The sequence below is a fragment of the Microbacterium sp. M4A5_1d genome, from assembly GCF_053345465.1.
Window position 1 is genome coordinate 961,453 of the sequence record NZ_JBKFAD010000001.1, and the last position, 13,311, is coordinate 974,763.

12 protein-coding genes, 1 tRNA gene and 1 other RNA gene are annotated in these 13,311 nt (G+C 71.3%); 9 read left to right on the plus strand and 5 right to left on the minus strand.

Annotated elements, in window-relative coordinates:
- Positions 1-3: 3 nt before the first annotated feature.
- An RNA gene (ffs, locus tag ACLBWJ_RS04630) (signal recognition particle sRNA small type) lies at positions 4-100 on the minus strand.
- A 107-nt stretch (positions 101-207) separates the two neighbouring features.
- Between ffs and ACLBWJ_RS04635 the strand changes: the two genes are divergently transcribed.
- From ACLBWJ_RS04635 to ACLBWJ_RS04645, 3 genes are read left to right on the plus strand one after another with little or no spacing between them, the layout of a single operon-like run.
- A complete protein-coding gene (locus ACLBWJ_RS04635) occupies positions 208-1,200 on the plus strand; it encodes an AAA family ATPase (protein ID WP_354451045.1) in 993 nt (330 codons plus the stop codon).
- 7 nt (positions 1,201-1,207) lie between these two features.
- Complete coding sequence (locus ACLBWJ_RS04640) at positions 1,208-2,488, plus strand: DUF58 domain-containing protein (protein ID WP_447659798.1); 1,281 nt, start codon at positions 1,208-1,210, stop codon at positions 2,486-2,488.
- Positions 2,478-4,793 carry a transglutaminase family protein gene (locus ACLBWJ_RS04645; protein WP_447659799.1) on the plus strand — a complete coding sequence of 772 codons (2,316 nt, stop codon included), beginning with the start codon at positions 2,478-2,480 and terminating at the stop codon, positions 4,791-4,793. Before ACLBWJ_RS04640 ends, ACLBWJ_RS04645 begins: the two co-directional genes overlap by 11 nt.
- A gap of 115 nt (positions 4,794-4,908) precedes the next feature.
- Here ACLBWJ_RS04645 and ACLBWJ_RS04650 read toward each other — a convergent pair whose 3' ends face one another.
- Complete coding sequence (locus tag ACLBWJ_RS04650) at positions 4,909-6,306, minus strand: dicarboxylate/amino acid:cation symporter (protein WP_447659800.1); 1,398 nt, start codon at positions 6,304-6,306, stop codon at positions 4,909-4,911.
- A 200-nt stretch (positions 6,307-6,506) separates the two neighbouring features.
- Here ACLBWJ_RS04650 and ACLBWJ_RS04655 point away from each other — a divergent pair, with 200 nt between their 5' ends.
- On the plus strand, positions 6,507-7,115 hold the full coding sequence (locus tag ACLBWJ_RS04655) for a cyanamide hydratase (RefSeq protein ID WP_447659801.1): 609 nt from the start codon (positions 6,507-6,509) through the stop codon (positions 7,113-7,115).
- 37 nt (positions 7,116-7,152) lie between these two features.
- On the opposite strand, the gene ACLBWJ_RS04660 is transcribed toward ACLBWJ_RS04655, so the two are convergent.
- A tRNA-Ser gene (locus ACLBWJ_RS04660) sits at positions 7,153-7,244 on the minus strand.
- A gap of 73 nt (positions 7,245-7,317) precedes the next feature.
- Between ACLBWJ_RS04660 and ACLBWJ_RS04665 the strand changes: the two genes are divergently transcribed.
- From ACLBWJ_RS04665 to ACLBWJ_RS04675, 3 genes are all read left to right on the plus strand, one after another.
- Positions 7,318-8,358 (plus strand): lactonase family protein, encoded by a 1,041-nt coding sequence (locus tag ACLBWJ_RS04665; RefSeq protein ID WP_404568186.1) that lies wholly within the window; start codon positions 7,318-7,320, stop codon positions 8,356-8,358.
- Positions 8,359-8,387: 29 nt separating this feature from the next.
- Positions 8,388-9,164 (plus strand): siderophore-interacting protein, encoded by a 777-nt coding sequence (locus tag ACLBWJ_RS04670; RefSeq protein ID WP_404568187.1) that lies wholly within the window; start codon positions 8,388-8,390, stop codon positions 9,162-9,164.
- Between the two features lie 61 nt (positions 9,165-9,225).
- Positions 9,226-9,861 carry an NADPH-dependent F420 reductase gene (locus ACLBWJ_RS04675; RefSeq protein ID WP_404568188.1) on the plus strand — a complete coding sequence of 212 codons (636 nt, stop codon included), beginning with the start codon at positions 9,226-9,228 and terminating at the stop codon, positions 9,859-9,861.
- A gap of 40 nt (positions 9,862-9,901) precedes the next feature.
- Here the strand turns inward: ACLBWJ_RS04675 and ACLBWJ_RS04680 are convergent, their stop codons facing one another.
- Both ACLBWJ_RS04680 and ACLBWJ_RS04685 read right to left on the minus strand, forming a co-directional pair.
- A complete protein-coding gene (locus ACLBWJ_RS04680) occupies positions 9,902-10,399 on the minus strand; it encodes a DUF427 domain-containing protein (RefSeq protein ID WP_112615023.1) in 498 nt (165 codons plus the stop codon).
- Positions 10,400-10,409: 10 nt separating this feature from the next.
- Positions 10,410-10,814, minus strand: a complete 405-nt coding sequence (locus ACLBWJ_RS04685) for a DUF3054 domain-containing protein (protein ID WP_269266736.1) — start codon at positions 10,812-10,814, stop codon at positions 10,410-10,412.
- 55 nt (positions 10,815-10,869) lie between these two features.
- Between ACLBWJ_RS04685 and ACLBWJ_RS04690 the strand changes: the two genes are divergently transcribed.
- Entirely contained in the window at positions 10,870-11,487 is a 618-nt protein-coding gene (locus ACLBWJ_RS04690; RefSeq protein WP_404568189.1) for a Type 1 glutamine amidotransferase-like domain-containing protein, read from the plus strand.
- Positions 11,488-11,584: 97 nt separating this feature from the next.
- Positions 11,585-13,300 carry an AMP-binding protein gene (locus ACLBWJ_RS04695; RefSeq protein ID WP_323987395.1) on the plus strand — a complete coding sequence of 572 codons (1,716 nt, stop codon included), beginning with the start codon at positions 11,585-11,587 and terminating at the stop codon, positions 13,298-13,300.
- Positions 13,301-13,311 lie beyond the last annotated feature (11 nt).

The following is a 13,311-nucleotide window of genomic DNA, read 5'->3' on the forward strand; positions in this document are numbered from 1 at the left end:
GAAAAGTAAGACTCTCCGCGAACCCGGCAGAGCCCGGTTACCCTTGCTACGTTTCCGTCCTGGGGGAGTTGGCCTGGATGCCGCCTCGCGGAGAGCTGTCACCATCCTAACCCGGAACCTGAGTCCTCCCGTCACCGGGGGCGGTTAGGCTCTCGCCAGATGGGCGCGACGCGGCGGGACACGCGGCGCCGAGAACGAGGGGATCGCATGACCAACGACGGCATCCAGGCGGCTTTCGGCCCGGACCGGTTCGCCGCCACCACCGACGCGATCTCGGCGAGCATCGCCCGCGTCATCGACGGCAAGCCCGAGGCGGTGCGCTCCGCGCTCGTGTGCCTCCTCGCCGAGGGTCACCTCCTCATCGAGGACGTGCCCGGGGTCGGCAAGACGATGCTCGCGCGAGCGCTCGCCGCGACGGTGGATGCCACGGTGCGCCGCATCCAGTTCACCCCCGATCTGCTCCCGGGCGACGTCACGGGGGTGAGCGTCTTCAACCAGGCCGATCGCGAGTTCGAGTTCAAGCAGGGGGCGATCTTCGCCCACATCGTCATCGCCGACGAGATCAACCGCTCCTCCCCCAAGACGCAGTCGGCGCTGCTCGAGGCGATGGAGGAGCGTCAGGTGACGGTCGACGGCCGAACCCACGCGCTGCCCGCGCCGTTCCTGGTGGTCGCGACGCAGAACCCTCTCGAGATGGAGGGCACCTACGCCCTGCCCGAGGCGCAGCGCGACCGCTTCATGATGCGGATCTCGATGGGCTATCCCGATGCCGCCTCCGAGGCGCGGATGCTGCGCCAGCGCGACACCGTCAACCCGCTCTCGTCGCTCGCTCCGGTCATCACCGCACGCGAGGTGCAGGATCTCATCGCGTGGGCCCGCAGCCTGCACGTCTCACCCGCTGTCGAGGAGTACGCGGTCGCGATCGCGCGGGCGACCCGCGACCACCGCGACCTGCGTCTCGGGGCCAGTCCGCGAGCCACGCTGCAGCTGGTCCGCGCCGCGAAGGTGTGGGCAGCGCTCGACGGGCGCCCCTTCGTCATCCCGGACGACATCGTCGCCCTGCTGCAGCCGGTCTTCGCTCACCGACTCATCCCGGCACGCACGACCGGCGCCTCCCGCGGCAAGAGCGGTGCCGAGGTGGTCGAGGCCGCACTCGCCGACATCGCCGCGACGGTGCCGGTGCCTCTCCCGGTCCGCTGAGCCCGCCATGTCCGCTTCTCCCGCCCCGGCTCGACGCCGGCTGCACCCGCTGGGACGCGCTCTCCGACGGATGTGGCCGCTGACGCCGCGCGGCGTCGGCGCGGTCGTCATCGGCATCGCCGCCATCGTCTGCGCCCACGCCTTCGGCGTCGTGGAGCTGGTGTACGTCGGCGTGCTGCTGCTCGTGATCGTCGCGCTCGGGTGGGTGTCGCTGTGGTTCGTGCACCGCTACAGCGAGGTATCGCGCTCGTTCTCCCCCGACGTCGCCGCGGTCGGAACCGAGAGCGTCGTCACGGTGCACGCGACGGCGCGCGGCGGTCTGTCCGGCGCGATCGCACGATGGACCGACATCCTGCCCGAAGGCGTGGAGGGCGAGGCCTCCGGGATCCTGGCCGGCGCCGCAGCCCTCGACCACGTCCGGCTGACCTATCGCATCCGGGGCACTCGACGGGGCATCCGCGACGTGGGACCGTTCTCGATCGTCGTCACCGATCCGTTCGGGTTCACGCGTCGCAATGTGCGGGCGGGTGGCGTGGAGCCGATCACGGTCGCGCCGGCGACGGTGACGCTGCCTCCCCTGACGGAGTACCCCGGCGAGGCAGGCGGCAGCCTCCACACCGCGACCCATCAGCTGGGCGAGGGCGCCGACAACCTCATCCCCCGGGCCTACGCCCCCGGCGACTCGATGCGGCGCATCAACTGGCGTGCCAGCGCGCACCACGACGAGCTGATGGTGCGTCAGGAGGAACAGGAATCCACCCCGGAGGCGACCGTCGTGCTCGATCGCGCGGCGGCGCGCTGGGCTCCCGCCGCGTCGCGACCGGGCGAGGACCCGACGTTCGAGGCCGCGGTGACCGCCACGATCTCGGCCGCCGCCCGTCTCGCCCGCGAAGGCTACGACGTCACCGTCATCGACACGGATGCGCGCCCCATCGGCGCACCCGTCCCGGCGGGAGACATCATCGCGGTCGAGCAGCTCGCCCTCGACCTTGCGACGATCGTCACCGGATCGGACGACCGTCTGGCCTCGCTCCCCCGCCTCTTCGCGGGCACCGTCGCCGGTCCCGTCGTTGTCGTGTCGGCGCGGGTCACCGCCGCCGATGCCGAGGCCCTGGCACCATTGGTCGCTCACAGCGCGCTCCCCGTGCTGCTGGCCGCCGATTCCTCGGACGACGCCCTCGAGCGGGCGTCCGCGGCCGGCTGGCGGGCCGCCGCCCTCTCCGCCGACGGCGACCTCACCGAGACCTGGCGCGCCGCGACCGAATGGGGGACGGCTCGTGCCCGCTGATCCGTCTCGCCGGTTCTGGCGCCGCCCGGCGACGATGCCCGCGCGCGGTGAGCTGACTCGAACCGGTGACGTGCGCCTGGCGACGGCCCTCCTCGTCGCCATCATCGCGGCGATCCTTCCGCTGCTGCGCGTCGTCGCCGCCGGCACGTGGCTCGTCGTCGCGGTCACGGTGGCCGCGGCCGTGCTGCTGGTCGGCATCGGATTGCGACGACTTCGCACGCCCGCCGTCGTCGTGACTCTGACCGAACTGGTGGCCGCCGGCGCGCTCGTCACCGCGGTGTACTTCGGCGACACCGCGTTGCTGCTGGTGATCCCGACGCCCGGAACGTTCGCCGAGGTGCCCTCTCTCGTGGCGGGCGCGAGCGACCAGATCGTCAACGGCATCGCGCCGCTCTCGGCGGAGCGGCCACTGTCAGCCCTGGCCGTGACCGGTGTCGCGGCTCTCACGGTGCTGCTCGACCACACCGTCATCACTGCGCGGATGCCCGTGCTGGCGGCCATCGCTCTCGTCGCGGTATGGCTGATCCCCGCCCTGTCCGTCCCTTCCGCCGTCGACCTGGTCGGGTTCGTCGTCTTCGCCGCCGCGCTGCTGCTGCTCATCCGCGCCGAGACCCGGTCTCGCGAGCGCGCCCTCGCCCGATCCGTCGCCGCGGCGGAGAAACCGCGCGGTGAGGCGGCCTCCGCCGCGCGTCCGCGCCGCGCGGGAGCGGTGCTCGCCGCCGGCCTGGCCGTGACCGCGATCGTCGCGACCGTCATCGTGGTCCCGGAACTCCCCCGCCCGGCACCCCGCATCGGAGTCGGCACGGGGCCCGCCACGACCATCAATGCCAGCCTCGAGCTCGGCGACGACCTGCGACGCCCCACGGACGTCGAGGTGCTGACGACGCGCACAAACGCGCCGAGCATGCCGTACCTGCGGGCGGCGACGCTCTCTCGCTTCGATGGCCGGGTGTGGGAGCCCGACCGCGACGAGACCACACCGCTCACCCCCGAGGCGCTCGGTCCCGTCGTCGCCGACCCCGACATCCGTGTGACGGAGTACCAGACGACCGTCAGCATCACCCAGCTCTCCTCCGCCTGGCTGCCGGTTCCCGGCCCGGCCGTGCGCGTCGATGACCTCTCGGGCGCGTGGGAGGCGATGCCGTCGAACCGCACGGTCATCGCAGGAGACGCCGTCACGCAGGGCCAGGAATACGTCACGACGACGCACGTCGTGCGACCGACCCTGGAGCAGATCCAGGCGGCCGGGGCCACGATCGACGGCCTCCCCGAGACGGTCAGCGAACTGCCCGCCGAGATGCCCGCCTCGATCGAGCGGACGGCGCGCGAGGTGACCGCGACGGCGGAGAACGACTTCGACCGGCTCGCCGCCCTCCAGCGCTGGTTCCGCAGTGGGGAGTTCACGTACTCGCTCGACGCTCCGGTCTCCGACGGGTTCGACGGATCGGGCGTCGATGCGATCGCCGACTTCCTCGAGGTCCGCAGCGGCTACTGCGTGCACTTCGCCTCGGCGTTCGCCGTCATGGCGCGGACACTCGGCATGCCTTCCCGCATCGTCGTCGGATACCTGCCGGGGACGCTGACCGGCCGGGTCGCCGACGGTGAGAGCGTCGCGACGGTGCTCAGCTCGCAGCTGCACGCGTGGCCGGAGGTGTACTTCGCCGGCATCGGCTGGGTGCCGTTCGAGCCCACCAACAGCCTCGGGACCCCCGCCACCTACACGCGATCCACTCAGCCGGTGCCTGACGACGGCGGGCAGGACGTGCCTCCGGCGCCCGCGCCGCAGCAGACGGCGACGGTCGCGCCGGACGGCGTGCCCACACCGACGCCGACCGCCTCGACGGGGACGGGAGCGGGCTTCGGGACGTCGCCCCTCTCGCTCGTGCTGCCCTACGGCGGAGTCGCCCTCGGCTTCGCGGCCCTCGTGCTGCTGCCGGCCCTCCTCGGAGCGGCGCGGCGGCGGTGGCAGGCGACGGCGGCTGAACGCGGCGATGTGCTGGCCGCGTGGCGCATCGTCCGCGAGAGCGCTCGCGACGTCGGCCTGCGCGTGGACGACGCCGAGAGCCCCCGTGCCCTCGGCATCCGGCTGGCGGCGGTGCCGACGGTTCCCGCGAACAGGATCGAGGCCCTCGTCGCCGCGGTCGAACGCGCGAGCTACGGCGTTCCCGGCAGCGAACGCGACGCGGAGATCGGCCGCGCCGCGGCATCCGACGCCCTCGCCGTCCGCCGCGGGCTGCTCGCGTCCGTCTCGACGCCGCGGCGCATCGGCGCCGTCCTGCTCCCCCGCGCCCTCGTTCACGCCTGACCTACCCGCTACGCGCGCCCCGTGCACGCCGATGGGGCGCACTTCCTGAGGTCGAGCGCAGAAGAAGCTGCGCCGGATGCCGGAAAGTGCGCCCCATCGCGGGTGGGCGCGAGCGTCAGGCCCGGACGGAGGGCTCCAGCTCGTCGGCGCTGTCGTCGGCGAACGGGTCGCCCGAGCGCTCCGCGTCGTACAGCTCGCGGTCGAGGATGCCCTCGCGCTTGGCGACGATCGTCGGCACGAGCGCTTGACCGGCGACGTTGACCGCGGTGCGCCCCATGTCGAGGATCGGGTCGATCGCCAGCAGCAGGCCGACGCCCTCGAGCGGCAGGCCCAGGGTCGTGAGCGTCAGTGTGAGCATGACGGTCGCGCCGGTCGTGCCTGCCGTCGCAGCCGAGCCGACCACCGACACCACCACGATGAGCAGGTACTGCACCGCGTTGAGCTCCAGGCCGAAGAACTGCGCGACGAAGATCGCCGCGATCGCCGGGTAGATCGCGGCGCAGCCGTCCATCTTGGTCGTCGCCCCGAACGGCACGGCGAACGAGGCGTATTCGCGCGGGACACCGAGGTTGCGCTCCGTGACGCGCTGCGTGAGCGGCAGCGTGCCGATCGAGGAACGCGAGACGAACGCGAGCTGCACGGCGGGCCAGACACCCGAGAAGTACTGCCGGATCGACAGGCCGTGGGTCTTCAGCAGCACCGGGTACACCACGAACAGCACGAGCGCGAGGCCGATGTAGATCGCCACGGCGAACCAGAGCAGCGTCGTGAGCTTCTCCCAGCCGTAGGTGACGACAGCGGATCCGATGAGGCCGAGGGTGCCGATCGGGGCGATGCGGATGATCCACCAGAGCACCCGCTGGACGACCTTCAGTGCCGACTCGGTGACCGACACGAACGCCTCGGCGCGCTTGCCGAGCTTGAGGGCGGCGATGCCGATCGCGACCGAGATCACGATGATCTGGAGCACGTTGTACCCGACGCTCGAGCTCGTGGCACCCGTCTCGGGGTTGATCGAGGTCGACACCGACAGACCGAGGAAGTTCTGCGGGATGAGGCCTGTGAGGAAGCTCCACCACGAGCCGACGCTCGAGGGGACGTCGGGCGTGAGCTCACCGGCGTCGACGCGCGCGCCGGGCTGGATCGTGACGCCCAACACGATGCCGATCGTCACGGCGATCAGCGCGGTGATCCCGAACCAGAGCAGCGTCTGGCCCGCCAGGCGCGCGGCGTTCGTGACGTTGCGCAGCTGCGTGATCGAGGCGACGATCGCGAGGAAGATCAGCGGCACGACCGCCGTGCGCAGCAGTGTGACGTAGCCGCTGCCGATGGTCGACAGCGTCGCGGCGAGCCCGTTCGGGTTGCCCTCGGCATCGGGCCCGAGCTGACGTGCCAGCAGGCCGAGGAGGACGCCCGCGACGAGGGCGATCGTGATCTGGAAGCCGAACGAGCGGTAGAAGGGCTTCTTCCGCTTCGCCGGGGCGGCGGCGTTCTTCGAGGTGGCAGAACTCATGGTGGTGCTCCTGAGAGGGATGACGTCGCGATGGCGACCCACCGACGCTAAACCCGATTCGAGGTCGTCGGGGCCATATGACCCTCCGTGACACCCGCTGACTCCGACACGCCGTCGCTTTCGGGACACGGCCGCTCTGATGTCTGCCGGAGTCGGTAGCGGGGCGGTCCGGGCCGTCGCCGCCACCCCAGAATGAGCGCATGATCCGTGATCTCGACCGTCTCCTCGCCCCGCCGACGCCCACCGCCGCGCTGGCTCTCGAAGCGGTGAGTCGATGGTCCTCGCCCGCGCTCGTGGACCACGGCATCCGGTCGTGGCCCTGGGCGCGGCTGCGCGCCGAGGCGCTCGGGCTCGACCACGACCCCGAACTGCTGTTCGTCGCCGCAATGCTCCACGACCTCGGCGTGACGCCGGCCTTCGACACGCACGAGGTGGCGTTCGAATCGGCCGGCGGGGCGGCGGGGTGGCTCTTCGCGGCCGGTGCGGGGTGGCCCCCGGAGCGCCGCGAACGCGTGCGCGAGGTCATCGAGCGGCACATGTGGCTGAGCGTCGACCCGGCACTCGACCCCGAGGGTCACCTGCTGGAGGTCGCGACGAGCCTCGACGTCTCGGGAGTCGCGCCGGAGCTGTGGGATGCCGCGACCCTGCGGGCGGTCACCGAGCGGCATCCGCGTCGAGACTTCACCGCGCAGTTCGCGGGATGCATCCACGCGCAGGCGCGCCGCAAGCCCGGCACCGCCGCGGCCCGGCTCGACGCGTCGGAGCGCATCAGCGAGGGCGGGCGGGTGTGGGACGGCATCCTGGCATGACGAAGGGCGCCACCCGGATGAGTGGCGCCCTTCGTTGTGGCGGAAGTGACAGGATTTGAACCTGCGAGGCGAGTTACCCCGCCTACATGGATTCCAGCCATGCTCCTTAGGCCGCTCGGACACACTTCCGTCGTCGAGTTTATCAGTCCCCGGCGTGCTCGCCCGCCGCGTCGGTCTCGGGCCGCGGAGCTAGGCTCGTGATGTGACTGATTCCTCTCTCGTCCTGGTCGCCAACGCGGGTGACAGCACCATCAGCGTGTTCCGTCTCGACGGCGACGCCCTCGAACGACTCTTCGTCGCCGAAGGCCTCACCGGAACCGGCACCTTCGCCATCGACGGCGAGCGCGACCTGGTCTACGCCGGGGTCAAGGGCGCGTCCTCGGACGAGCCTGCTGCGATCGTCACGCTCACGCTCGATCGCGGCACGGGCGAGCTCACCCCCCTCTCGCGGTTCGCGCTTCCGGACGGGTCGGTCAGCTACATCGCGCTCACCCGCGGGGGCACGGCGCTGCTCGCTGCGTCGTACGGCGGCGACTACGGCCTCGTCGCCCCGATCACCGACGGCGTGATCGGCGACCCTACCGGCCGCGTCGAGTTCGCCAAGCTCCACTCGGTGCTGCCCTCCTCCGACGGCCGCTTCGCCTACTTCGTCTCGCTCGGCGACGACCTCGTCGGGCAGTTCGCGCTCGGCGACGACCTGACGCTGACTCCGGTCGGCTCGGGCACCGCCGCAGCGCCCGCCGGCAGCGGCCCCCGCCATCTCGTGCTCAACAGCGCCGAGGACGCTGTCTACGTCATGACCGAGTACTCCGGCGAGGTGCTGCACTACATCCGCGATCTGGAGACGGGCGGCCTGCAGCTGCACTCCCGGGCCAACGCGGTCGACCCGGCCGCCGGGCTCGTGCGCGGTGAGATCGGCGGCGACCCGGTCGCCAACCACGCCGTCTGGGGCGCCGACATCCACTTCGGCGCGGACGAGCGGTACCTCTGGATCTCGGAGCGTTCGACGAGCACGCTGGGCGCCGCGCCCGTCGCCGAGGACGGCACCGTGCAGGACGTCGCGTCCTTCATCCCCACCGAGCCGCAGCCGCGCGGATTCGTCCTCTCCCCCGCCGGCGACCGCCTGATCGCGGCGGGCGAGAAGTCGCGCACGGTCTCGCTCTACGCCGTCGACGGTGCCGAGCTGAAGCTGCTCGAGCAGGCCGAGACCGGCGCGGGCGCGAACTGGGTCCGCTTCGCCTGACCCGCGGCGCCCCGGGTACCGTGGATGAGGTGGCCCTCTCCTCTCGCACCGCTACCCGTACCCCGCGCCCGAGCATTGAGCTCGAGGTGGTCGGAACCGAACGCCTCTCGGCGCACCTGGTGCGCGTGACCCTCGGCGGCGAGGGCTTCGCTGCGTTCCAGAACCGGCCCGAGACCGATAAGTACGTCAAGCTGAAATTCACGACCCCCGCGCCCGAGTCGGCGCCGGTCACTCGGACGTACACCGTCCGTCGGGTGGATGCCGTCGCCGGCACGCTCTCGATCGACTTCGTCGTCCACGGCGACGAGGGCCTCGCCGGACCGTGGGCGGCGCGCGCGCAGGTGGGCGACCGGATCGAGCTGATGGGACCGGGCGGCGGCTACGCCCCGGATGCCGCGGCCGACTTCCACCTCTTCGCCGGTGATCTGTCGGCCGCTCCGGCCATCGCGGCGACGCTCGAGGCCCTGCCGTCGGATGCGGTCGGACACGCGTTCATCGAGGTGGAGTCCGACGACGCGATCCTCGCCCTCGAGGCGCCCGCCGGGGTAGAGGTTGAGTGGATCGTCGACCCCACCCACGATCCCGAGGCTCTCGCCGCCGTCGTGCGGCAGTACGACTGGCCGGCGGGCGACGTGCAGGTCTTCGCCCACGGCGAGCGCGAGTCGATGAAGGCTCTGCGACGCGTGCTCTTCGACGAGCGCGGACTCGACCGCGGCCGGGTCTCGCTGTCGGGCTACTGGGCCCGTGGGCGCAACGAGGACCGGTTCCAGGCGGAGAAGCGCGAGCCCATCGGCCAGATCCTCTGACCAACCCGGTCTCTACAAACCTGCGGGAATGCCGGGGCCGGTTCCAACGGTTCACCTCCCCATGACCACTGTGGGAATCATCGGAGCAGGACACATCGGAAGCGCTCTCGCCGAGGGGCTCGTCGCACGCGGCTACGACGTCGTGATCGCCAACTCGCGCGGGCCGGAGACGCTCAACGATCTCGTCGCGAAGCTCGGCGACCGTGCACGGGCGGCGACCGCCCAGGATGCGGCAGAGGCGGCCGATTGGGCCGTCGTCACGGTGCCGCTCAAGGCGCTCGAGGACATCCCCGCCGAACCACTGGCGGGCAAGATCGTGCTCGACACGAACAACTACTACTGGGAGCGCGACGGCCGCATCGCCGAGCTGGAGGCGAAGCGCACCACGACGTCCGAGATGGCGCAGCGGCACTTCGCCGAGTCGAAGGTCGTGAAGGCGTTCAACCACATCCCCGCCGCCGACATCAACACCGGGGGCTCCCCCGCCGGCACCCCCGACCGTCGGGCGCTCGCGACCGCGAGTGACCACCCGGATGCCGTCGCGCACGTCACCGCGCTCTACGACGAGTTCGGCTTCGACACCGTAGACATCGGTTCGCTCGCCGAGAGCTGGCGGGTCGAGCGCGACCAGCCCGCCTACGTCGTCCGGCAGAACGCCGACGAGCTGCGCGCCAACCTCGCCCGCGCCCAGCGCTGAACGAAGCGCGGCTACGCCTCCGCGGGCCGGTTCGAGCGGATCACCATCCCATCGAACCCGGGATGCCCTTGAACGGGCCCGCGAGGTTCGACGTCACCCAGCCGCCGTAGAAGCCGCCGGGCTGAGGCACGACGACCTCGCCGTCGACCGTGCACCGGTCCATCCCTCCCGCATAGACGGCGACGCGGCCGACGAGCTCCTCATAACCCGGCGACGGGTTCGGGTACCCCCACGCGGCGCGCTCGCGTACCGCCGTGCCGCGCACGACATCGAAGTACTCGGCTGCGCCCTTGAACTCGCAGTACGAGCTGCCTGCCGCCGGGACCAGCGAGCCGGGCACGAACGCTGCGGCCGGCAGGTAGTACACGGGCGGATGGCTCGTCTCGAGCACCCGCACCACGTCGTCGGTGTCGACGATCGTGACAGCGGCGAAGTCGATCGTCACGCGCGAGTGAACGCGTTCGAGGCGGGGCGGACGGGGATAGTCCCAGACGGACTCCTGTCCGGGACCGACAGGATCGGGAGTGGGGCGGCGCATGCCCGACAGGTTACGCGCGGCGAGCGACATCCCGGCTGCGAGACCGCTCACCGCGGCGCGAGCGCAGCGAACGGATGCCGCGGGCGACGAGGCGCCATCCGACCAGAAGCGCGAGCAGCGTCAGCGTCGCGACGATCACGAACGGCAGCGCCGTCCCCTGACCCGACACGGCGCGAAGCAGCATCCCGCTGACGACAGTGACCGCCCACACGACGAGACCCGTCGGCACGATCCCGGTCGGCGATCGCCATGCCCGCACGGCCACCCACGCCACCAGCAGGCCGGCGAGGAACGGCCACGAGGTCTGCCAGAGGCCTGCGAGCACATCGGAGTCATGGCTCGCCCGGCCCGTCGCCGCGAACGCCACCACGAGGACGGCATCGAGCAGGAAGGCGAGGACGGACGCACGGATCATGTCCCCATCCTCTCCCGCCACAGCGGTGTCGGCCGCCCTCGATAGCGTCGCAGGCGTGCGACTGCTTCTCCTCTCCCTGCATCCCGGCGCGCTGAGCTCGTTCCTCGACGGCTGTGACCGTCCGGGCCCGATCGTGTACATCGACGACGCGCAGGCGGCGTTCCGCGATGCGCCCTTCGTCGCCGCCGAACGCGAGGCGGTGAGCTCGTGCGGCCGCGACGTGATCGACGCGACGCTGCGAGACACCGCCCCCGAGGACGCGGACCGTCTGCTCTCGCGCGCGGGGGCGGTGTACGTCGCCGGCGGAAGCACCTTCGCTCTGCTCGAAGCCCTGCGGATCTCCGGCAACGACGACGTCCTCGTCGACCACGTCCGGCGCGGGCTCCCGTACATCGGACTCAGTGCCGGATCGATCGTGGCGGGACCGGATGTGACGCCCGCATCGCTCATGGACGATCCTGCCGACGGTCCCGCGCTCGAGAACCACGAAGGGCTCGGCCTGATCGATGTCACGCCGATCCCCCACGCCGACGGAGCACTGCCGCCCTACCCGCCGGAACTGATCCGCCGCACCTTCGACACCTACGGACCGGACTTCGCGCTCCTCGCGCTACGCGACGATCAGGCGCTGCTCGTCGAGGACGGCAGCGCCACGGTGATCGCCTCGCGCTGAACCCGCGCATCCCATGCTTCGCCCAGCATCCGCTCCTTCCTAGACTCGGAAGGCGTCCGCCGCGCCTGCTCCGGACGAGAGAACAGATCCGAGGCCCATGTCTTCTCCCGATGCGACGGCGGCGACGGCCGCATTCCGCGCCGCCCGCGACTTCCTGCTCGACAACGCGCACTCCCCCGAGGCAGCCCACGCCGGGTTCAGCTGGCCCGACGTCGGCGACCACTTCAACTGGGCCGTCGACTGGTTCGACGCCATCGCCTCGGGCAACGACCGCATCGCCCTGCACGTCGTCGACGAGGACGGCAGCGAGACGCGGGTCACGTACGACGAGATGCGTCGTCGCTCCAACCGCGTCGCCAACTGGCTCACGGGCCTGGGCGTCGGGCACGGCGATGCCGTCATGCTCATGCTCGGCAACCGTGTCGAGCTGTGGGAGGCGATGCTGGCGATCCTCAAGATCGGTGCCGTCATCCTGCCGACCTCCGTCGTGCTGGGCGCCGACGACCTCCTCGAGCGCGTCGACCGCGCCGACATCCGCGCCGTCCTCGCCGACCCGGTCGACGCCGCCAAGTTCGACGGGATCGCGGGCGGCTTCGAGCGCATCGTCGTGGGTGGCGAGCGTCCGGGATGGCACTCGTTCGCGGACGCGGCCGACGCCGACGACGCGGCACCCGGTGTCGTCGTGGCCTCCGACGATCCGGCCATCGTCTACTTCACCTCCGGCACCACGTCGCGACCCAAGATGGTCGTGCATACGCACGTGAGCTATCCGGTGGGTCACCTGTCGACGACGTACTGGATCGGCGTCCGTCCCGGCGACATCCACATGACGATCAGCGCCCCCGGCTGGGGCAAGCACGCGTGGAGTCTGTTCTTCGCGCCGTGGATCGCCGAGGCGACGATCTTCGTCTACAACTACTCCCGCTTCGATGCCGCACGCCTGGTCGATCAGCTCGACCGCAACGACGTGAACACCTTCTGCGCCCCGCCGACGGTCTGGCGCATGCTGATTCAGGCCGACCTCGAGAAGCGCCCCCGCGCACTGCGCGAGCTTCTCTCGGCGGGCGAGCCCCTCAACCCCGAGGTGATCGACACGATCCAGCGCTGGTGGGGACTGCAGATCCGCGACGGCTACGGGCAGACCGAGCTGACGGCGGTCATCGGCAACACCCCGGGAGTCGCCGTCAAGCCCGGCGCGATGGGACGCCCGCTCCCGGGCAACGACATCGTGCTGATCGACCCGCTCACCGGACGCATCGGAGATGAGGGCGAGATCTGCCTGCCGACCGCGCCGACCCGTCCGCTCAACCTCATGCCCGGCTACCTCGGCGAGCCCGAGCGCACCGCCCGGGTCGACCACGACGGCTACTACCACACGAGCGATGTCGCCGTCCGCGACGCCGACGGACAGCTGACGTTCGTCGGACGCACCGACGACGTCTTCAAGGCCAGCGACTTCAAGGTCTCGCCCTTCGAGGTGGAGTCGATCCTGTTGACGCACCCCGCGGTGGCCGAGGCGGGCGTCGTCGGGGCGCCCGACGCCGTACGGCTCAACATCGTGAAGGCGTACGTGGCGCTCGCGGCATCCTGGGAGGAATCCGCCGAGACCGCGCGGGCGATCCTCGCGCACGCCCGCGAGCACATGCCGCCGTACATGCGGGTGCGCCGTGTCGAGTTCTTCGAGCTGCCCAAGACGATCTCGGGCAAGATCCGCCGGGTCGAGCTGCGCGAGCGCGAGGTGGCCGCGGCGGATGCCGGCGAGCGCGCGACGACCGAGTGGCGCGAGTCGGACTTCCCCGACCTCAAGGGCTGAAGCGCGGGTCG